Annotated in this window: 20 protein-coding genes; 10 read left to right on the forward strand and 10 right to left on the reverse strand. The window is 63.7% G+C overall.

The genetic code is table 11. The annotated features are described in order from the left end of the window. Positions 1-168 precede the first annotated feature (168 nt). The 7 genes from AC0L18_RS16265 (at position 169) to olsB (ending at position 7,752) form a co-directional block, all read left to right on the forward strand. Positions 169-654 carry a DUF1772 domain-containing protein gene (locus AC0L18_RS16265; RefSeq protein ID WP_473493276.1) on the forward strand — a complete coding sequence of 162 codons (486 nt, stop codon included), beginning with the start codon at positions 169-171 and terminating at the stop codon, positions 652-654. Positions 655-743: 89 nt separating this feature from the next. Then, positions 744-1,781, forward strand: coding sequence for an RsmD family RNA methyltransferase (locus AC0L18_RS16270; RefSeq protein WP_473493277.1), 1,038 nt, complete (start codon positions 744-746; stop codon positions 1,779-1,781). Then, positions 1,782-2,633, forward strand: coding sequence for a TrmH family RNA methyltransferase (locus tag AC0L18_RS16275; protein ID WP_473493278.1), 852 nt, complete (start codon positions 1,782-1,784; stop codon positions 2,631-2,633). A 2-nt stretch (positions 2,634-2,635) separates the two neighbouring features. Beyond that, positions 2,636-3,148, forward strand: coding sequence for a signal peptidase II (lspA, locus tag AC0L18_RS16280; RefSeq protein WP_473493279.1), 513 nt, complete (start codon positions 2,636-2,638; stop codon positions 3,146-3,148). 53 nt (positions 3,149-3,201) lie between these two features. Further along, complete coding sequence (gene acuI / locus AC0L18_RS16285; protein ID WP_473493280.1) at positions 3,202-4,191, forward strand: acrylyl-CoA reductase (NADPH); 990 nt, start codon at positions 3,202-3,204, stop codon at positions 4,189-4,191. A gap of 219 nt (positions 4,192-4,410) precedes the next feature. Next, positions 4,411-6,699 carry an ATP-binding protein gene (locus AC0L18_RS16290; protein WP_473493281.1) on the forward strand — a complete coding sequence of 763 codons (2,289 nt, stop codon included), beginning with the start codon at positions 4,411-4,413 and terminating at the stop codon, positions 6,697-6,699. A gap of 177 nt (positions 6,700-6,876) precedes the next feature. After that, positions 6,877-7,752, forward strand: coding sequence for a l-ornithine N(alpha)-acyltransferase (olsB, locus tag AC0L18_RS16295; protein ID WP_473493381.1), 876 nt, complete (start codon positions 6,877-6,879; stop codon positions 7,750-7,752). 85 nt (positions 7,753-7,837) lie between these two features. Here the strand turns inward: olsB and AC0L18_RS16300 are convergent, their stop codons facing one another. Then, positions 7,838-8,470: a trimeric intracellular cation channel family protein gene (locus AC0L18_RS16300; protein WP_473493282.1), complete on the reverse strand. Its 633-nt coding sequence runs from the start codon at positions 8,468-8,470 to the stop codon at positions 7,838-7,840. A 119-nt stretch (positions 8,471-8,589) separates the two neighbouring features. Continuing rightward, entirely contained in the window at positions 8,590-9,225 is a 636-nt protein-coding gene (grpE, locus tag AC0L18_RS16305) for a nucleotide exchange factor GrpE (RefSeq protein WP_473493283.1), read from the reverse strand. 239 nt (positions 9,226-9,464) lie between these two features. On the opposite strand from grpE, the gene AC0L18_RS16310 reads away from it, so the two are divergent. Both AC0L18_RS16310 and AC0L18_RS16315 read left to right on the forward strand, forming a co-directional pair. Next, positions 9,465-9,698 (forward strand): hypothetical protein, encoded by a 234-nt coding sequence (locus AC0L18_RS16310; RefSeq protein WP_023797430.1) that lies wholly within the window; start codon positions 9,465-9,467, stop codon positions 9,696-9,698. 134 nt (positions 9,699-9,832) lie between these two features. Further along, positions 9,833-10,855, forward strand: coding sequence for a fatty acid desaturase (locus AC0L18_RS16315; protein WP_023797429.1), 1,023 nt, complete (start codon positions 9,833-9,835; stop codon positions 10,853-10,855). Between the two features lie 140 nt (positions 10,856-10,995). Here the strand turns inward: AC0L18_RS16315 and AC0L18_RS16320 are convergent, their stop codons facing one another. The 6 genes from AC0L18_RS16320 to cysG form a co-directional block, all read right to left on the reverse strand. Then, a complete protein-coding gene (locus tag AC0L18_RS16320) occupies positions 10,996-11,616 on the reverse strand; it encodes a DJ-1/PfpI family protein (RefSeq protein ID WP_023797428.1) in 621 nt (206 codons plus the stop codon). Between the two features lie 136 nt (positions 11,617-11,752). Next, positions 11,753-12,289 carry a DUF934 domain-containing protein gene (locus tag AC0L18_RS16325; protein WP_473493284.1) on the reverse strand — a complete coding sequence of 179 codons (537 nt, stop codon included), beginning with the start codon at positions 12,287-12,289 and terminating at the stop codon, positions 11,753-11,755. 167 nt (positions 12,290-12,456) lie between these two features. After that, positions 12,457-13,221, reverse strand: coding sequence for a phosphoadenylyl-sulfate reductase (locus AC0L18_RS16330; protein ID WP_287122714.1), 765 nt, complete (start codon positions 13,219-13,221; stop codon positions 12,457-12,459). Next, entirely contained in the window at positions 13,196-14,866 is a 1,671-nt protein-coding gene (locus tag AC0L18_RS16335; protein WP_473493285.1) for a nitrite/sulfite reductase, read from the reverse strand. The genes AC0L18_RS16330 and AC0L18_RS16335 overlap by 26 nt, the downstream gene beginning before the upstream one ends. Before the next feature lie 47 nt (positions 14,867-14,913). Next, complete coding sequence (locus tag AC0L18_RS16340) at positions 14,914-15,219, reverse strand: DUF2849 domain-containing protein (RefSeq protein ID WP_023797424.1); 306 nt, start codon at positions 15,217-15,219, stop codon at positions 14,914-14,916. Further along, positions 15,216-16,667: a siroheme synthase CysG gene (gene cysG / locus AC0L18_RS16345; RefSeq protein ID WP_473493286.1), complete on the reverse strand. Its 1,452-nt coding sequence runs from the start codon at positions 16,665-16,667 to the stop codon at positions 15,216-15,218. Before cysG ends, AC0L18_RS16340 begins: the two co-directional genes overlap by 4 nt. Positions 16,668-17,106: 439 nt before the next feature. Here cysG and AC0L18_RS16350 point away from each other — a divergent pair, with 439 nt between their 5' ends. Beyond that, complete coding sequence (locus AC0L18_RS16350; RefSeq protein ID WP_027153079.1) at positions 17,107-17,556, forward strand: baeRF12 domain-containing protein; 450 nt, start codon at positions 17,107-17,109, stop codon at positions 17,554-17,556. Positions 17,557-17,679: 123 nt separating this feature from the next. Here AC0L18_RS16350 and AC0L18_RS16355 read toward each other — a convergent pair whose 3' ends face one another. Both AC0L18_RS16355 and AC0L18_RS16360 read right to left on the reverse strand, forming a co-directional pair. Then, on the reverse strand, positions 17,680-18,432 hold the full coding sequence (locus tag AC0L18_RS16355) for an SDR family NAD(P)-dependent oxidoreductase (protein WP_065010150.1): 753 nt from the start codon (positions 18,430-18,432) through the stop codon (positions 17,680-17,682). Positions 18,433-18,489: 57 nt separating this feature from the next. Further along, positions 18,490-20,742, reverse strand: a complete 2,253-nt coding sequence (locus AC0L18_RS16360; RefSeq protein ID WP_473493287.1) for a transglycosylase domain-containing protein — start codon at positions 20,740-20,742, stop codon at positions 18,490-18,492. Positions 20,743-20,859 lie beyond the last annotated feature (117 nt).

The following is a 20,859-nucleotide window of genomic DNA, read 5'->3' on the forward strand; positions in this document are numbered from 1 at the left end:
GGGGAGTAGGGGAGTAGGGGAAGCAGTACTAACCGTGCGGCTTCGTGCCAGTTGTATTTTTCCTGGTCACTTATTCTTACTCCCCTACTGCCCTACTCCCCTACTCCCCTACTCCCCTACTCCCTTCCCTTCGGAACGTCTCCGGCGTCACCCCGTTGTTCGGACGTTATGGAGATACGCGGGTTCCTGTTGTTCTGGTCCATCTTGGCCGCCGTTGTCGCGGCGCTCAGCCTTGGGCCATCCTTCGCCCATGTCCTGGAATCAACTCCTCGGCTGACGAAATGGTCGCCTTCTCTCTGGCGCGAGACGACTGTCTTCAACGCCCAGTTCCAGCTGTTTGCCGTCATTGGCGCGCCACTGGACCTGGCCGCGATCGGCTGTCCGGGACTGCTCGCTTGGATGCTGCGCAATGACCGACCGGCGTTCTGGTACGCGTTGGCCGCTGCCGTACTCTATGCGGTGTCTCTTGCGATGTGGTTTGCTCTCGTCAAGCCGGCGAACGATATTCTGGCCACCTGGGTGCCTGGGCCGATTCCGGAGAATTTCGAAGCGATCCGGCTGCGTTGGGAAACCGGCCATATGATCGTCGCCGGCTTCAAGGCCGTCGGCTTCGTATCGCTGGTTGCCGCCCTGCTCTTCATCAGGCGCAGCTGACCGTTTCGGAAATGTCCGGCGACTGCGTTTGTTGCGCCGGTGAATGTGCTGTGGCAGAAGCGGGCCACGTCGCCCAGGAGATGCGCTTCTTGAAACCTTTTCGCGACAAACGCCGCGACAGCCGCTCGCATCAGCTCGCAAAGGGCGGGACGGAACCGCGCGGAACCGGCGCATCGGGCAACCGCACCGAGCCGATAGCCGCGCCGCGCGTCCTTTCCCGCCGCGACGGCGCCCTGCCCGCCGAATACCTGCCGCTGATCCTCGAAGTCGCGCCCAACGCCGACTACGCGTTGCTCGACAGCGGTGCCGGACAGAAGCTCGAGCAGTACGGCCCCCATCGCATCGTTCGGCCCGAAGGCCAGGCGATCTGGCAAAAAGCGTTGCCGGCCAAAGACTGGGACCGCGCCGACGCCATTTTCACCGGCGACACCGACGAGGAAGGCATCGGCCGCTGGCGTTTCCCCAGGACGCCGCTCGGCGAAACCTGGCCAATGAAGCATGACGGCATCGAATATCTCGGCCGCTTCACCTCGTTTCGCCATGTCGGCGTGTTCCCCGAGCAGGCCTCGCACTGGGATCACATGGCCGGGCTGATCGCGGCGGCGAAGCGGCCGGTCAAAGTGCTGAATCTGTTCGGCTATACCGGCCTTGCCTCGCTGGTGGCGGCGCGCGCTGGCGCCGAGGTCACCCATGTCGATGCTTCCAAGAAGGCGATCGGCTGGGCCAGGGAGAACCAGGAGATGGCGGGCCTGTCGCAAAAGCCGATCCGTTGGATCGTCGACGACGCCCTAAAATTCGCCGAGCGCGAGGAGCGCCGAGGCAGCCGTTACGACATCGTCCTGTTCGATCCGCCCGCCTATGGCCGTGGCCCCAGGGGCGAGGTCTGGCAATTGTTCGAGGATCTGCCGGCTCTGACCGACCTCTGCCGCTCGATCCTGACGCCGAAGCCGCTCGCTGTCGTGCTGACCGCCTATTCGATCCGCGCTTCCTTCTTCGCCATCCATGCCTTGATGCGCGACACTTTTGCCGGCATGGGCGGCACGGTCGAATCCGGCGAACTGATTATCCGCGAGAAATCCGCCGGCCGGGCGCTGTCCACCTCGCTGTTCTCGCGCTGGGTGGCCTGAATGAGCGAGCGGCACGCCGGCCCGCCAGGGCAGGTGAAGGAAGTCACCAGCCTTGCCAATCCGTTGATCAAGGACATCAAGGCGCTCTCGCTGAAGAAATACCGCGACCAGCAGAACGCATTCATGGCCGAGGGGCTGAAGCTGGTCATCGACGCGCTCGACCTCGGCTGGTCGATCCGGACGCTGGTCTTCGCCAAAGCCGGACGCGGCAACACGGCGGTCGAAAAAGTCGCGGCACGCACGGTTGCCGCCGGCGGCACCGTGCTCGAAGTTTCGGAAAAAGTGCTCGTCGCCATCACCCGCCGCGACAACCCGCAAATGGTGGTCGGCGTCTTTTCGCAAAAGTTCCTGCCGCTGAAGGACATCCGCGCTCAAGACGGCGATGTCTGGGTGGCGCTCGATCGCGTGCGCGACCCCGGCAATCTCGGTACCGTCATCCGCACCGTCGATGCCGTCGGCGCCAAGGGCATCATCCTGGTCGGCGAGACCACCGATCCTTTTTCCGTCGAGACCGTGCGCGCCACGATGGGCTCGATCTTCGCCGTGCCGGTGGCCAAGGCGACGCCGGAAGCCTTCCTTGCCTGGCGAAAAAGCTTTCCTGGCCTGGTTGCCGGCACACATCTGAAGGGTGCGGTCGATTACCGTTCGGTCGACTTTTCCAAACGCCCGGTGCTGCTGCTGATGGGCAACGAACAGCAGGGCCTGCCCGAAAGCCTGGCCGAAAGCTGCGACAGATTGCTGCGGATTCCACAGTCCGGTCGGGCCGATTCGCTCAATCTCGCTGTGGCCACCGGCATCATGCTGTTCGAGATCCGGCGCGGCGCGCTGAAACTTGCCCCGGAGGGCGCCTGACCGTGACATCCCGAACGGTGAAATCCCCAACGGCAAAATCCTGGTTGCCCTACGTCGTGCTGGTCGCCGCCGCAGTGACGCTCGACCAGTGGGTGAAATATCTGGTCGAGACCGGCCTCCCTTTTCAGGAAAAGGTCGATCTTGTCCCGTTCCTGGCATTGTATCGCACCTACAACACCGGCATCGCCTTCTCGATGTTTTCGTCCTTCGGTGACACCGGCCTGGTGGTCATCGCCGCTTTCGTCGTCGCTTTCGTGCTCTATCTCGCGGCCCGCACTCCGCCCGGCCACGTGCTTACCCGCATCGGCTTTGCGCTGATCGTCGGCGGCGCGCTCGGCAATCTGTTCGACCGCGTTACCTATGGTCACGTGATCGACTACATCCTGTTTCACACCCCAATATGGTCCTTCGCCATCTTCAACCTCGCCGACGCCTTCATCGCAGTCGGCGCGGTGGTGGTCGTCCTCGACGAACTCATTGGTTGGCGGCGTGAGGCCAAGCCCTCAAGCGATTGACCTGGCCTTCTGCCGCCATACAGTGTCCCATTCAAGAAGCCCGAGGAGAAGACATGCCCGAAACCTTCAAAGCCATCCTCGTTTCGCGCGACGCCGAGAAGAAGCAGTCGGTCGCGATCACCGACCTTACTGAAGCCGACCTGATGGAAGGCGATGTCACCGTCGCCGTAGAGGCGACGACGGTGAACTACAAGGACGGTCTCGCCATATCCGGCAAGGCGCCGGTGATCCGCCGCTGGCCGCTGGTGCCGGGCATTGATTTCGCCGGCACCGTCATCTCGTCCTCCCATGCCGACTGGCGCACGGGAGACAAGGTCATATTGAACGGCTGGGGCGTCGGCGAGACGCATTTTGGCGCCTATGCCGAGCGCGCCCGTGTCAAGGGCGACTGGCTGGTGCCGCTGCCCCAGGGCATGAGCCCGCATGATGCGATGGCGGTCGGCACGGCAGGTTACACCGCCATGCTTTGCGTTATCGCGCTGGAACGGCACGGCATCGTGCCCGAACGTGGCCCCGTCGTGGTGACGGGCGCGGCCGGCGGCGTCGGCTCGGTCGCGGTTTCGATTCTGTCCAGCCTCGGCTATCACGTCGTCGCCTCGACCGGCCGCAGCGCTGAAAGTTCCTACCTGACCGACCTGGGTGCTTTGGAGGTGATTTCGCGCGACGAGCTTGTCCAGCCGGCAAAGCCGCTCGCCAAGGAACGCTGGGCCGGCGGCGTCGACGCGGTCGGCAGTCACACCCTGGCCAACGTCCTTTCGATGACCTCCTATGGCGGCGCCGTCGCCGCCTGCGGCCTGGCCGGCGGCATGGATCTGCCGACGAGCGTCGCCCCGTTCATCCTGCGCGGCGTTTGTCTGCTCGGCATCGATTCGGTGATGGCGCCAAAAACGGTCCGCATGGAGGCGTGGCGCCGCATCGGCACGGACCTCGACCTCCAGAAGCTCGCCAACCTGTCCACGACCATTGGCTTCGATGGCATCATCGACGCCGCGCACGATATCGTCGAGGGCAAGGTCCGCGGTCGCGTGGTGGTGGACATGTGAGCTCTTCCTTTTTTAATGCATGTCGAGCAAAAAGCATGCCCTCGGGCCTGCAGCGGTTTGCGATAACGGCATGCATAAAAACAGCTACCTGAAGCGCCTCGCATGAGGCCGGCCAAACGCGACGCGCTTCAGGAGCGGAGAGGCAAAAAACGCGCGACCGCTAAAATTCGAACGATCCGCGGCAATTTTCCATAATCTCTGTCTGGCAAGGGTTTCCGCATGGTCACGGAATCCGGCATCAGAGAAACAGAGAGCGCCGAAAACGTCGACGGGATCGGCCCGGAGGCGCCAAGCCGGCAGCATATCGCGGCGCCGCCACTGGCGCCTGAATTGCCCGCCGCCAATCGCGAAGGCCTGCCGTTCCTGATGCTCGTCGCCATCGTCGTGCTGGCGGGCCTGTCGCATCTGACCGGCGCGCCGATCTTCATCACCGTCGGGCTTTTGTCGACTGGCATGGCAGGCCTTGCCGTGCATCTGCGTGCCAGGCGCACGGCGCGCCGCGCGGTTGCGCTGCTTGGCGAGACCGCAGCGCGCAGCCGCGCCGAGGTTGAGAGCCTGGCCGACCGCGTGTGGGAGATGCAGGAGAGCGAGGAACGCTTTCGCGGGCTGATCGACGCGCTCGGCGATCTCGTCGTCCATCGCGACCGTGACGGCCACGTCGTCTATGCCAACAAGGTTTTCGCCGAGCTTGTCGGAGCCGACCAGCGCGACCTTGCCGGCAGGGCCCTGGCCGACCTCGGCATCGACGTCGGCATCGTTCCCGATGCCGCTTTTTCCGACCATGAATGCCTGAGCTCCACCGACGTCGCCATTAGAACACCGAGCGGCCCGCGCTGGTTCTCATGGATCGAACTGTCCGTGCGCGACAAGGAGAGCGGTTCTGTCTCGCATCGCGCCATCGCCCGCGACATTACCGCACGCAAGCACGCCGAAACGTCGCTGATCACTGCCCGTGAGCGAGCCGAATATGCAAGCCAGGCCAAATCGCGCTTCCTCGCCACCGTCAGCCACGAGATCCGCACGCCGATGAACGGCATCATGGGCATGGCCAAGCTGCTGGCGGACACCGGGCTCTCGCCGCAACAACGGACCTATGTCGGCGCCATCTCGACCTCGGCCAGCGCCCTGCTGGCGCTGATCGAGGACCTGCTCGACTATTCCAAGATCGAGGCCGGCCGCTTCGATCCCGAGCCGCAGCCAATGTCGGTGCGCGAGATCGCCGACAACATCGTGGAACTCCTGGCGGCGCGTGCCTTCGCCAAGAACATCGGCCTTGGCTGCCATGTCGAACCCGACGTGCCGCAGATGATATCAGCCGATCCTGGAAGGGTCAGGCAGGTGCTGCTCAACCTCATCGGCAACGCCATCAAGTTCACCGACAGCGGCGGCGTGTTGGTGAGCATCGCTCGTGCCCGCACCGAAACCACCGACCGCATATGCTTCACCGTCACCGACACCGGTCCCGGCCTGCACGAGGACGACTTGGAGCGCATCTTCGAGGAATTCGAACAGGCTGACGGCACGTCGACCCGCGCGCATGGCGGCGCCGGGCTCGGTCTTGCCATCTCCAGGCGCCTGGTGATCGCCATGGGCGGCACGATCTCGGTGTCGAGCCAGTTCGGCCAGGGTTCGGAATTCGTCTTCGAAATCCCTGCAATATCGGCCACCGAGCCGCCGCAGAGCCGTCGGGATGCGCTGTCAGGGCGGCGCGCCGTGATCCTGTCGAAGAACGCCATCGAGGCCGACGCCATCGCCCGCACCATCCGCGCCAATGGCGGCAAGGTCGATCTGGCCACCACCGCCGCCCAGGCAGCGTCCTTCGCCGAAGGCTGCGACGCGCTTTTGGTCGATGCGGCCATGGAGGAAGGCGACGGCAGGTTGCTCAAGCGCCTTCGCCAGAGCGGCTTTGCCGATTGCGAGGCGATCACACTGATCGCGCCGACCGACCGCGGCATGCTGGGCGACTTCCGCGCCAGCGGCTACGCCACCTTTCTGGCAAGGCCGGTGCGTGGCGAAACGTTGCTTCGCGTGCTTTTGACCAGCAGCGTGCCTGCCCTCACCCAGCCGCAGCCGGAAAAGCGCGGCGCACCAACCGCCCGCGCCATTGGCAGCCGGCGGCGGGGCCTGTCCGTGCTGATCGCCGAGGATAACGACATCAACGCCATGCTTGCCCGTGCCACGCTGCTGAAGGCCGGGCATCGCGTGAAACTGGTCGGCAACGGCAAGGCCGCCGTCGAGGCCATCACCGGCACCGACCACAAGTACCGCTTCGACGTGGTGCTGATGGACCTGCACATGCCTGTCATGGACGGGCTGGACGCGATCGCCGCCATCCGCCGGCACGAGGAGGAAACCGCCGTGTCGCCGGTTCCGATCATGGTGCTATCGGCGGACAGTCAGGAAACGACCCGCCACGCAGTGCTCGCCCATGGCGCCAGCGGCTTCGTCACCAAGCCGCTCGACCCCGACGCGCTTGTCCATGCGGTCGAGGGTCACGTGGCCGCTTGATCCGCCGGCTGTCCTTGCCTGGCTTACCTGCAGAACATAGCCGGTTGAAGGGTTGCCCAGCCGACGAAGTATTGCCGGCAGGGCCGTATCACGTTACTGTCACAATCCTGTTGCACCTACGCCGTATCCCCGTGCCAAGAGGGATGGCTCGAAGGAGAATCACTCGTGCATACAGTTATGCCGGAATGTGACGCTCGGCCGAACGCCAGGGGTGCTTTGCTCACTGGGCGCAACGTCGATGCCGTCATAAAAGGCGAAGCGCTCGGCCGTATCGGCAACCTCGAAGTGCGGCTCGCACGCAACGAGGCCGAGATCGCCGCCGCGCAGGAAGTGCGCTACCAGGTATTCTATGACGAGCTCGGCGCCAGGAAAACCCTGTTTCAGGTGCAGGACCGCCGCGACGCCGACCATTTTGATCCGCTCTGTGATCATCTGCTCGTCTTCGACACCTCGCTGTCCGGTCCCGAGCATCGCCGCATTGTCGGCACCTACCGCCTGTTGCGGCAGGAAATCGCGGCAGCGGCCGGCGGCTTCTATTCCGAGGGCGAGTTTGAGCTGACCAATCTTATCGCCCGCCATCCCGGCCAGCGTTTCCTCGAGCTCGGCCGCTCCTGCGTCTTGCCGGAATACCGCTCGAAGCGCACCATCGAGGCGCTCTGGCAAGGTATTTGGGCCTATATCAACCATTATGGGATCGGCGTGATGACCGGTTGCGCCTCGTTCCCCGGCACCGTGCCGGCGGCGCACGCCGAAGCGCTGACCTATCTCGCCCATCACTGCCGCACGAATTCGGCCTGGGACGTGCGCGCGGTCGCCGGGCGCTACTGCTCCATGGATTTGATGCCGATCGAGGCGGTCAACGCCAAGGCCGCGATCGCGGCGATGCCACCGCTGGTCAAGGGCTATCTGCGCGTCGGCGCGCGCATCGGCGACGGCTGCGTCATCGACCGCGAATTCTCGACGGTCGACGTGTTCGTGGTGATGCCGGTCAAGGAGATCGGCGCCCGCTACGTCAGCTATTATGGCGGGGAAGCCCAGCGCTTCGCCGCCTGAGATTCCAATGAGTAGCGAATAGGGAGTAGCGAGTAGCGGGAGTTTCGCTGCGGATCGTTGTCCCTATTCGCTACTCGCCCTCATTTCACGGAATATCTTCCGGCCGCCGGCCGGGCCGGCTCTTGTAGGACGGAAAGGCCCAGCCGAACTTAAGCGCGCCGCCACGCACGCAGAAAGCGGCTATGAAGCCCACCAGGCCCGAGGCGAGCGGCGGCAGTCCGGCGAGATCGCCTGTTGTAAACAGGATGGCGCCCGCAAGGGCGGCGGTGACATAGATTTCTGGTCTCAAGAGCACCGAAGCCTCACCGGCCAGCAGGTCGCGCAAGATCCCGCCGAACGTGGCGGTGAGCACGCCGGTAACAACGGACACGGCCGGCGAGCCGGTGATGGCCAGGCCCTTGGCGGCACCCATCACCGAAAACGCGGCGAGGCCGACGGCGTCGAGCCAGAGCAGTAATTTCCAGCGGGATTCGAGACGGTGCGCCCCGAAAAAGACAAGCATCGCCACCACCGCGCAGATCAGCACATAGCCAGAGTTGGTAACCCAGAAGACCGGCAGATTGAGGATGACGTCACGAAACGTGCCACCGCCGATGCCGGTGACGCTGGCCAGGAACAGAAAGCCGATGATGTCGAGCTGCTTGCGCGAAGCGGCCAGCGCACCGGTCGCCGCGAAGACGGCGACACCGGCATAGTCGAGAAGCTCGATCGGGTTCAAGGGCATAGCGGAGTAGGAGAGCGGGTGAATAGGGATGTATGAATAGCACGAAGCCGGACGATTGGTACGGCTCCTTTACCCTACTGCCCCTACTGCTCCTACTGCCCTATTCCCTTAACTTACGCATCCTTCTCAGCTTGCTCATTCACCGGCCCTGGCTCGACCGGGGCGTCACCAGCCACATGCTTGGGACCGCCCTTGGCAACGCCGACCATGGCCGGCCGCAGCACCCGCTCGCCGATCGAATAGCCGGGCTGCACGACCTGGACCACCGTGTTGGCCGGCACCTCCGGATTGGGCACCTCGAACATCGCCTGGTGGAAATTCGGGTCAAATTTCTCGCCTTCCGGCTCGAGCTTCTTCACTCCGTGCCGCTCGAGCGCCGATAGCATGGCGCGCTCGGTGAGTTCGACGCCCTCGATCAGTGACTTCAAACCGGCATCACCTGACGCCTTGGACTCAGCCGGGATCGCATCCAGTGCGCGGCGCAGATTGTCCGATACCGACAGCATGTCACGGGCGAAATTGGCAACCGCATAGGCGCGTGCATCGTGCACGTCACGGGCGGTACGGCGGCGCAGATTCTCCATCTCGGCTGCGACGCGGAGCGCGCGGTCCTTCAACTCGTCGTTTTCCTTCAGCAGCCGCACAAGCGCCTCATAGTCGCCGTCGGCGCTGCCTTGCGTGTGTTCGGTGGCAGCCCCGGCCGTCTCGGCTTCATCGGGCGCGCGTTCGTCTTTTGCCTGGTCGCTCATCGCCGTTTCCCGTCATTTCAAATGATGTGGATTTTGTGCCCGATATCGAGGTTTGGCGGCCAAAAATCAAGGGGCAAGCGATACTGGACAGGCCGTTCGCGCTTTTGACGACGCATCATGGAGACCTTTCGATATTAATTCAAATTTTACTGTAACCACCGGCTTTGCTTGCCAAAATGCTGCGATGGGGGAACCATTCGTCTGCTGGAAGAGTTTCGAAACCGACACAGGATTTTGAGATGGCGACCCGCAACGACGGCGACCGTAAGAATGGCGCCCCCAACGATGACGAAAGACGTGAAAGGCTGGCGGCCGGCATCAGGCGCCAGTTCGGCACCGAGGCAACGATGCACTTTCTGCGCGCGTTGCCGGCGTTCCGGACGGAGAACGACATTCCCGATCGTTTCAGGGAATTGCTTGACCGCCTGGACGGCATCGAAAGCAGCGTAGCCGCCGGTGGCAACCGGCGATAGACAACACACACGCCTGTCGCTGCGCGTCATTGGCATGCCTTTTGCCGCAGCTTGCGCGTCGCGCGACAATTACCCGCAGTAACTTTGCGTGATGCCTGGCTTGCGGCGACGAAATGGTCCGTCTATGCTTCCTGATGAACATGATTTCCCCCGAAGCTGTAGCGAACAGCAAGCGTGCCTGGTTGAAGATCCTGGCGCGCTACAAGAAACCTGACAGGCGGCGCAGCGCCGTCGAACTTGCCATCACCCTCATCCCCTTTGCCACGCTGTGGGCACTGTCCTCGGCTGCCTATGCCTATGGCCATTGGTGGGGTCTGATCCTCATCCTTCCGGCCGCCGGCTTTCTGGTGCGGATCTTCATGATCCAGCACGATTGCGGCCACGGTTCCTTCTTCGCCAACCGCACCGCCGACGACTGGATCGGCCGCGGCCTGGGCATCCTGACGTTGACGCCTTACGATTGCTGGCGACGTGCCCACGCAACCCATCATGCCAGCGCCGGCAATCTCGATGAGCGCGGCACGGGCGACATCAGGACGCTGACTGTTGCCGAATATCGGCAAATGTCCTGGCGGGGCCGCCTTGCCTATCGTCTCTATCGCCATCCGCTCGTCATGTTCGGCCTCGGCCCCATTTGGCTTTTCATCTTTGAGCAGCGACTGCCGGTCGGCATGATGCGAGGCGGCCTCACGCCCTGGGTGTCGTCAATGGCCACCAACGTGGCCATCGCGGTTGCGGCCGCCGCCCTCATCTGGTTCGTCGGCCTCGAAGCGTTCCTGGTTGTCCACTTGCCCATCGTCGTTCTCGCCGGCTCCGCCGGCATCTGGCTGTTCTACGTCCAGCACCAGTTCGAAGAGACAGAGTGGGCAAAGGACTCCGAATGGGAGTTCCAGCATGCGGCCCTGCACGGCTCGTCCTATTATGACCTGCCGCCGGTGCTGAACTGGTTCACCGGCAATATCGGCGTCCATCACGTGCATCACCTCTCCGCCAAGGTGCCGTGCTATCGGCTCCAGGAGGTCCTGAGGGACTATCCGGAACTGCGCGAAATCGGCCGCGTCACGCTTCTCGACAGCCTGCGCTGCGTCAAGCTGGCGCTGTGGGATGAGAGCCGCAGCAAGCTGGTGTCGTTTCGCGAAGCGCGGATGACTGCGTAAAAGCATCACCCGAAAATCGAAATCGATTTTCGGAAGGATCATGCGCAGAATCAAGTTCTACAGCGTCCTTTGCGCGTCCCAAAAGGACGCGGCGCTGTAGTGCCGCCGCACCACAGGTGCGGCGGTTTCCAAGGCCCGACTCAAGCCGCCTTGCGTTCGTCGCGCATCAGGATCTCGCCGTGGCGGATCTCGGTGCCAAGCACTTTCAGGCATTCGCGCATGAAGGCGGCCAGCCCCGGCCAGCCCTTGGCCGACACCAGATTGCCGTCGACATGGGCGCCGGTCGGCGCGACATCGATATAGGTGCCGCCGGCGAGCGTGACTTCCGGCTCGCAATACTGCAGCGCCGCGACCTCCCTGCCACGCAGCACGCCGTCGACCGCCATCAGGATCTGGGCGCCGTGGCAAATGGTGAAGATCGGCTTGCCGGTCTCGTGGAAATGCCGCACCAGCGCCTGCACGCGCTTGTCGATGCGGATATATTCCGGCCCGCGCCCGCCTGCCGCATAGACGGCATCGTATTCAGCCGGATTGACCTCGGAAAACGTCTTGTTGAGGATGTAGTCGTGGCCGAGCTTTTCCGTATAGGTCTGGTGGCCCTCGAAGTCGTGCAGCGACGTCTTCAGGATATCGCCTGCCTTCTTGTCGGGACACACGACATGCACGGTGTGGCCGACCGCATGCATGGCCTGTTCAAAGACGAAAATCTCGTATTCCTCGCTGAACTCGCCAACGAGCATCAATATCTTCTTACCAGCCATACCCGGTTCCTCCCTTGGTGGCGAATTTATTTCGGATCGCGAAATAATAGGCCGTATCTTAAGGGGCGGATGCCGAAAATAAAAGATTGAATCGGCAAAGTGGTCCGACCAGATGCGACCTGATCCGTCGGGAAGATCAGCCGGCGCGCACCCGCCGCCAGGAATATTTGGGACCCTTGGCCTCCGGCTTCACGGTCGGCTGGTAGGACAGCGGCAGACCGCCGGTGCGGCCTTCCTCGAGCCGTTTCAGCAACACTGGATTTGATACTTCGAACTCGTCGAAGCCGAGGCGCAGCATATGCGGAAGCTGGTCGACCAGAACCTGTCCGGTGGCGCGGACCGCGCCCTCGAAACGGTAGCGGCTGCGCAGCAGTTCGCCCTTGGAGAAGGAGCGGCCGTCACTGAAAGCCGGGAAGGCCAGCGCCACCAGCGATATCTGGTCGAGCAGGTCCGCGATCTTTTCGAGCTGATCGCCGGGCTGAAGCAGCACGCCGAGGCGCTCCTTCGCCGACCGGCGCACCGCCGGATCGAGGTCGAGAAACGCCTGCAGCGGCAGGATGAAGCGGCCATTGCCGGACAGTGCGTCGGCGCTCTCGGCATGGCTCCACTCGTCCTCGCTAAAACCTGTCGGGGTCCAGAGGCGGGTGGCGTTTTCCACTATCGATTCACTCATCGAGAAATTCCCAAGTCCACAAAATTCCAAAGTTCAAAACGCTCGAGGGTGTGTTGAGATTCAGGTCAGGCCGAGCCGAGAATGGTGGCTTCCGAGAACCGGAGCGGAGCGTACTTTGGGTACGTGCCGCCATTCGCGGGCCAGCCTCACCTGAATATCGACATACCCTAAAGCGATGCGTCGGTCAGCGACTTCTCCAGCCCCGACAAATGGATGCCGCACTCGGTCTTGGCGTGCCCCACCCAGCGGCCGCTGCGTGCATCCTCGCCCGGCTGCACCGGCTGCGTGCACGGGAAGCAGCCTATCGAGAGATAGCCATAGGCGACCAGCGGATTCTCACGCAGCGCATGCGCGCGCATATAGTTGGCCTGGTCTGATGTCGTCCAATGCGCCAGCGGATTGATGCGAATGCGCGAGCCGACCGCCTCGAACACCGGCAAGGATGCCCGCGTCGTCGCCTGAAAACGCTTGCGGCCGGTGAACCAGGCGCGGAACGGCTCGACGCCGCGCGCCAGCGGCTCGACCTTGCGGACCTCGCAGCAGGCGTCGGTGTCGGTTTCGTTCAGATTACCGGTCGGATCGATCCGTTCGAGCGCCGCTTCTTCGGGAGTGATCACCCTTATATCGGTCAGCCCGAAATCGGCAACCAGCGCGTCGCGATAGCCGAGCGTCTCCTCGAAGTGCTTGCCGGTGTCGAGGAAGATGACCGGCAGCGTCCGGTCGATCTTGGCGATCATGTGCAGAAGCACTGCAGAATCCGCCCCGAACGACGAAACTGCGGCGATTTCACCGTGAAAGAATTCCCGGGCCGACCGCTCGATGATCTCCAGCGGCTTCAGATGACCATAGAGCGCATCGAGCCCCGCCGCTTCGGCGGCGATGCCGGCCTCGACGTCGACGATACGATCAAGCGGCCTTGGCTTCGCCAGCATAGAGCGCCTCCTTGAACGGCGCGGGACCGACACGGCGGTAGGCGTCGATGAATTTTTCGTTTCTGTCGAGCCGGAGGCCGAGATAGGTCTCGACGATCTGCTCGATGGCGTCGGTGATCTCTGCCGAGCTGAAGCCGCGGCCGATGATCTCGCCGACCGAGGTGTTCTCGTCGGCCGAGCCGCCGAGCGTGACCTGGTAGAGTTCGACGCCCTTCTTCTCGACGCCGAGGATGCCGATATGGCCGACATGGTGATGGCCGCAGGCATTGATGCAGCCGGAAATCTTCAGCTTCAATTCGCCGATCTCGCGCTGACGCTCGAGCGAAGCGAAACGACGCGAGATTTCCTGCGCCACCGGAATCGAGCGCGCCGTGGCCAGCGCGCAATAGTCGAGGCCCGGGCACGAGATGATGTCTGATATCAGGTTGGAATTGGCGGTCGCCAGTCCGATGTCGACCAGCGCGTCATAGACCGCCTTGAGGTCGGCGCGTGCGACATGTGGCAGGATCAGGTTCTGCTCATGGCTGACGCGCAACTCGTCGAAAGCATATTTTTCGGCAAGGTCGGCGACCGCTTCCATCTGGCTGTCGGAGGCATCGCCCGGCGCTTCGCCAATGCCCTTGAGCGAGATGGTCACGGCGGCATAATCGGGGTGACGGTGTGTCACCACGTTCTGGTCGAGCCATTCCGAAAAGCTCTTCGAATCGAGGCGGGCGAGCTTGACGGCCTCGTCGCCTTCCGGCCGTTCGGCCAGCACCGGTGGTGCGAAATAGGCATCGATGGCGCGGATGTCGGCTTCCGGCAGCTTTAGATCCGCATCCTTCAGCTCCTGCCATTCGGCCTCGACCTGGCGGGTGATCTCCTCGACGCCGGTCTCGTGGACGAGGATCTTGATGCGCGCCTTGTATTTGTTGTCGCGGCGGCCGTAGAGGTTGTAAACGCGCAGGATCGCCGTGCAATAGGACAGAAGGTCGGCCTCGGGCAGGAAGTCGCGGATCTTCTTGGCGATCATCGGCGTACGGCCCTGGCCGCCGCCGACATAGACGGCGAAACCGAGTTCGCCGGCAGCGTTCTTCTTCAAATGCAGGCCGATGTCATGCGTCTGGATGGCGGCGCGGTCGCGCTCCGCGCCGGTCACCGCGATCTTGAATTTTCTCGGCAGGAACGAGAATTCCGGATGCACCGACGACCATTGGCGCAAGATTTCCGCATAAGGACGCGGATCGGCCACCTCGTCGGCGGCGGCACCGGCAAAGTGGTCGGCGGTGACGTTGCGGATGCAGTTGCCGCTGGTCTGGATGGCGTGCATCTCGACACCAGCCAGATCGGCCAGGATCGCCGGAATGTCCGACAGCGCCGGCCAGTTGAACTGGATGTTCTGGCGCGTCGTGAAGTGGCCGTAGCCCTTGTCGTATTTGCGGGCGATGTGGCCGAGCATGCGCAGCTGCTTGCTGTTCAGCGTGCCGTAAGGCACCGCGATGCGCAGCATGTATGCGTGCAACTGCAGGTAGACGCCGTTCATCAGCCGCAGCGGCCGGAACTGATCCTCGGTGATCTCGCCGGCAAGCCGCCGCGCGACCTGATCGCTGAACTCGGCGACGCGGGCCTGGACGAAATCGTGATCGAACTCATCGTAACGGTACATGTCTGGTCTTTCCGGGCGCGTCCGCCCGTTGTCTTCAATGTCGTCGTTTACGCCGCCCGGGCGGCTACCGGGCGGGCCTGCTTGCCCAGGTCGTTGCGGTTGGTCGGGCCGGCGGCGCGGATCTTTTCGCGCAGCCGGACCGGCTCGACGACACCATTGGCGACGGTCACGTCGATCAGATTGACGTCGACCACTTCATTGTTGGCAGAGGCCGTGGCGCCGATCGCCTCCAGCCGGTCTTCAGCCGCCTTGTCATAGGCGACATCGGCATTGTCGATGGTCTCGGCCCAGCCGCCATTGGCGTACCAGACGGCTTCGCCGTCGGCGAGGCGGTTTGCAGTCAGAACTTTCATCGATCAGCTCCTTCGGCGGCTGTTTGGGCCGCGCCTTCATGCCTGTGTGCCGCCAGCGGCTCGGAACGTTCAAAATTGGCGCCGGCGACCGCATCGCCGATGATAGTCATGACCGGACCGGTAAGGTCGGCGCGAATCTCCAGCGACGGCAGGTCGGCGAGCGTGCCGTGGAAACGGCGCCGGTTGGCAAGGCTGGCATTCTCGACCACGGCGACCGCCGTATCCGGCGACAGGCCGGCCTCGATCAGCCGGCCGGCGACCTCGGCCGCGACCGAGCGGCCCATATAGACGGCGACCGTGGCGCCGGAAATGGCGAGCTTGGCCCAGTCGGGCAGCGAATTTCCCTTGAGGTCGTGGCCGGTGGTGAACACCATCGACGACGACACGCCGCGCAGCGTCAGCGGCAGCTCGAAATCGGCGGCGGCGGCGAAGGCCGCGGTGACGCCCGGAACCACCTCATAGGCGATTCCGGCATCGCGCAGCGCTGCCATTTCCTCGCCCGCCCGGCCGAACACCAGCGGATCGCCGGATTTCAGCCGCACGACGCGCTTGCCGTCGCGGCCGAGCTCGATCAGCAGCGCATTGATCTCGGCTTGGCTCTTGGTGTGGCAGCCCTTGCGTTTGCCTACCGGCAGACGCTCGGCGTCGCGACGGCCCATGGCGACGATCGCCTCCGGCACCAGCGCATCATGGACGATGACATCGGCTTCCATCAGCAGCCGGTGGGCGCGCAGCGTCAGCAGGTCTTCGGCGCCGGGACCCGCGCCAACCAGGGCAATGTGACCCGATGCCGGCGCGTTCGAAAGCAACAGGTCGACGGCGGCACCGTGCGCCTGCGAAAGCTGGCCAGCCTCCATGGCGCGGGCCGGCGCGCCGCCGAAAAACTCGCTCCAGAAGCGGCGGCGGGCATTGCCTTTCGGCAGCAATCCCTCAACAGTGCCGCGCAACGAGGCAGCAAGCGAAGCAAGCGGCCCGAGCGACGGCGACAGCATGCGGTCGATGCGGCTGCGCAGCATCTGGGCAAGCACCGGTCCGGCCCCTTCCGTGCCGATGGCAATGGTGACCGGCGCGCGGTTGACCAGCGCCGGGGTGAAGAAATCGCACAGCTCCGGCCGGTCGACGGCATTGACCGGAATGCCCAGCCGGCGCGCATCCTCGGCAACGCGGCGGTCAACCGCCTCGTTGCCGCTGGCGGCAAACACCATCACCGCGCCTTCGAGATGCGCGGCCTCATAGGCGGCAGCGATGTGGACGGCGCCATTCGCGGCGATGAAGGCCAGCAAATCATGCTCGGGGGCATCGGCTATGATGCGCAAGACGGCGCTTGACTGGCCGATCAGCCGCGCCTTGGCCAGAGCCTCCTCGCCGCCGCCGACGATGGCCACGGCTTCGCCAGCGACCCGCATAAAGACGGGAAAGGCGTTGAGCTTGGCGGGGGCCTGCGGCATAGCGAGCGGAATCCTGAATACGCTGTCGGTTTTACGCGCCGGCGCGAAAAAACAGAAGGAACGCACTCGCGCATCGCTTCGTGCGAAGCAATCGCTTTTCCGCAAGCACCAGAGGCAGGAGAAAAAAATTCCACACCCACGAGCGGAGCGGATCCAAGCCGCTGTTGCGAGCCTTGATCTGCGGCTGTTCTAGCGACAAGCGAAGTATATTACAAAACACTTTTTTCTAAATTCTACCAATCTAGTAGATTAAAGCCGACATGCTCTGAGCACCGTCATCCCCGCTGGTTGGCTTGCTCGCCGTGCTTGTCGTCACCGGAACATTCCTGCCTCGGCGCGCGTTTGCTCCTCTGCGAATCCGAGCCTGGCTGTCCAGCTGCGGCAATGGCTCCAGAGACGGGCCTGGAAAACCATGAAAAACAGAAAAAGGAGCGCTCCGGTGAACAACCTCAAGCTGAAACGCGGACTGTGGGTCGTGGTCGCCGACGGCGAGAAGGCACTGTTCCTTGAGAACCGCGGCGACACCCAATATCCCGACCTTCAGGTCGTGCAGGAGATGGAACAGGAAAATCCGGCGACGCGAGAGCAAGGTTCGGACCGCCCGGGTCGCTACAGCGACGGCCCATCCGTCCACCGCAGCGCAGTCGAGGACACTGACTGGCATCGCCTCGGCAAGGAGCGTTTCGCCGACGAAGTTGCCGAGCGCCTATACAAGCTCGCGCATCGCGGCGCCTTCAAGGAGATGGTGCTGATCGCACCGCCGCAGGTACTGGGTGACATGCGTCGAAAACTGCACAAGGAAGTTGCCGAGAAAATCACAGCGGAAATTCCCAAGACGCTGACCAACCACACCATCGTCGACATCGAAAACCTGCTGCAGGCCGCCTGATCGGGCATCAGGCGCGCAGGCAGAGGGGGTCGCCAGCGTTGCGGTCAAGCCCTTCTCCCCGTCGTTCACGGGGAGAAGTCCCGACAGGGGGATGAGGGGCAGCGTCAACGATCGATCAAAAGCTCACACGTGCTGGCCGCCATTGATATGGATTTCCGAGCCCGTCACATAGGACGCCTGCTGCGAGCACAGGAAGAAGATGATGTCGGCGACTTCCGCCGTGGTGCCCAGCCGCCGTAGCGGAATCGTCTCGACGATCTTTTCCGTGCCCGGTGACAGGATCGCCGTGTCGATCTCGCCGGGTGCGATGGCGTTGACGCGGATGCCGTGCGGGCCGAAATCATGCGCCATTTCGCGCGTCAGCGAGCCGAGTGCCGCCTTCGACGTCGCATAGGCGGTGCCGGCGAAGGGATGCACGCGAGTGCCGGCGATCGAAGTGACGTTGACGATCGAGCCTTTGGCCGACGCCAATTCCCTGAACAATCCCCGCGCCAGCATGATCGGCGCAAAGAAATTCACCTGGAACACGTCGCGCCAGACATGCATCGGCGTGTCGATCGAATTCATGCGGCTGTTGCCGTCCTTGAGCTTCGGCGAGATACCGGCATTGTTGACCAGCGCATGAAGTTGGCCGCCATGCGCCTCCAGCCGATGGCGGATCTCCGAGATCGCGATGCCGACATCCTCCTGGTCGGCGAGATCGACCTTGATATGGTCCTCCGGACCGGCCGGCCACGGGCAGTCGTCGGCAAAGGCCTGGCGCGAGCAGGTGATGACGCGCCAGCCTTCGCGCGAAAAGCGCTTGACCGTAGCGTGGCCGATGCCGCGGCTGGCGCCGGTCAGCACGATGGTCTTTCTGGTGTCGGTCTCGGCCATTGACGATCTCTCTTAAACCCGCAGATGTAGCGGAACACGGCAGCGATGACGAGGGGGTCAGCCGCCGGTGAGGATGTCGAGGATCGAGGTCTGCCGCTTCTTGACCGGGCCGCCGACATCGGCGGGCGGCACCGGGTGCTTGATCGATGCGGTGGTGCCGCCACCGCCCGGCATGCCGAAGCCGCCGGCATCGACCGTTTCGGGGGGACGCACGGCGCGAGGCGGCGACGCTTTTTGGGCGGACGGCGCGGATTGGCCAACCGAAGCGGACGGCACCGGCGCCGGTTGCGCCGTGTTGGGCGGTAATTCGTCCTGCACGATCGTATCGGCAGGCGTCGACCGCCATGTCCCGGGCAGCGGCCGCACCGGCACGCCTTCGTGCGCGGCGACCATGAACTCATGCCAGGCCTGCGCCGGCAGCGCGCCGCCGGTGACCTTCTTCATCGGACCGCCATCGTCATTGCCGAACCAGACTCCGGTGGTGAGATTGGCGGTATAGCCGATGAACCAGGCGTCGCGCGAATTCTGGCTGGTGCCGGTCTTGCCGGCGGCCGGCCAGGCAAAGGCCGCCTTCCTGGCAGTGCCGATTTCAACGGTGCCCATCATCATAGAGTTCATCATGCCGACGATCTCGGGCTTGATGACGCGCGGGGCGCCGCCATTGTTGTCGTAGAGCACCTTGCCGCCGGCTGTCGTCACGCGGCGGATGAAATGGACATCCGGCCGGTAGCCGCCATTGGCGAAGGGGACATAGGCCGACGTCAGTTCCAGCGGTGTCACTTCGGACGTGCCGAGCGCGATCGAGGTGTTGGCCGTGAGGTCGGACTCGACACCCATGCGATGCGCCGCCTCGACGACCGCGTCAGGCCCGACTTCCATGGTCAGCTGGGCGGCCACCGAGTTCAGTGACTTCGCCAGCGCCGTCGCCAGCGTCACCTTGCCGAAATACTTGCCGCCGTAATTGGTGGGCGTCCATTTGCCAATTTTGATCGGCGCGTCATTGCGCACGCTGTCGGGCGTGCGGCCGGCTTCCAGCGCCGCCATGTAAACAAAGGGCTTGAACGCCGAGCCGGGCTGGCGGCGCGCCTCCGAGGCGCGATCGAACTGGCTGGTCGAATAATCATAGCCGCCGACCATGGCGCGTACCGCGCCGGAATTGTCGATCGACACCAGCACGCCCTGGCTGGCATTGAGCTTCTTGCCGCTGCCCTCGATCAGCCGGCGGATCGATTGTTCGGCGAGCTTCTGCAGCGTCAGGTCGACGGTGGTGTCGACGATGATGTCGCCGCGCACGTCGCCGATCAGGTCGGGCAGTTCTTCCACGATGGCGTCGGCGACGTAGTTTTCCGAGCCCGTCCAGTAGGATGCCACCCGCGACGCCGGCGCGCTCATCGCCGTGGTCAGTTCCTTGGCGCTGATCTTGCCTTCGTCGCGCATGGCGGCGAGAACAAGCTGCGAGCGCCGCTCGGCGGCCTTCGGGTCACGCGCCGGAGACAGTCGCGACGGCGCTTTCAACAGGCCGGCGAGAAGTGCGGCTTCGGGCAGCGTGACGTCGCGCGCGCTCTTGCCGAAATAGCGGCGCGAGGCCGCTTCGACACCATAGGCGCCGGAGCCGAAATAGACCCGGTTGAGATACATTTCGAGGATCTGGTCCTTGGTGTGCTTGTGCTCGAGCCACAGCGCCAGAAGCACTTCCTGCACCTTGCGTTCCAGCGTGCGATCGGGTGTCAGGAACAGGTTTTTCGCCAATTGCTGGGTCAGCGTCGAGCCGCCCTGCGAAAAACGCCCGCCGACAACGTTGGCCACCATGGCTCTGGACAGACCGATCGGGTCGATGCCCAAATGCGAATAGAAGCGGCGATCTTCGATGGCGATGACGGCCTCGGGAATATAGGTCGACATTTCATGCAGGCCGACGGCTTCGCCGCCGCTCATGCCGCGATTGGCGAGCAGTTTTCCGTCGACCGAGACGATCCTGATATTGGGCGCGCGATCGGGGATGGCCCAGGTGGTGGCCGCCGGCATTTTCGCGCCGTAATAGACGACGATGCCGGCGGCGGCGATGCCGCCCCAGATGGCCAGCACGAAGCACCAGTAGGCCAGCCGGCCGAGCACGCCGAACAGGCCGCGCCGGCTTTTGCCGCGCCCGCGACGCGACGCTTTTGTCCTGGCCGATTGGCGCTTTGCAGAGGTGTTGCGGTTGCTCGGCACGACGCGATCCTCCTCGCTCACCGAAAAACCGGCCGAGGATTTCGCCCGCGGCGGTCCCTCGAAGCTCGGTTCGATGCGGCTGTCTCTGCGGTTCGCCATGCGCTGTGCTGTCTGTCCCGATGCCTGTCGCATCGGCCTGAAAATCGGTATCGATTTTCGGAAAAGCCGATGCGAAGCTTCAAAGTCTTAGAGCGCGCGTCCGAAAGGACGAACGTT

It is taken from the genome of Mesorhizobium sp. WSM4819 (assembly GCF_055811215.1).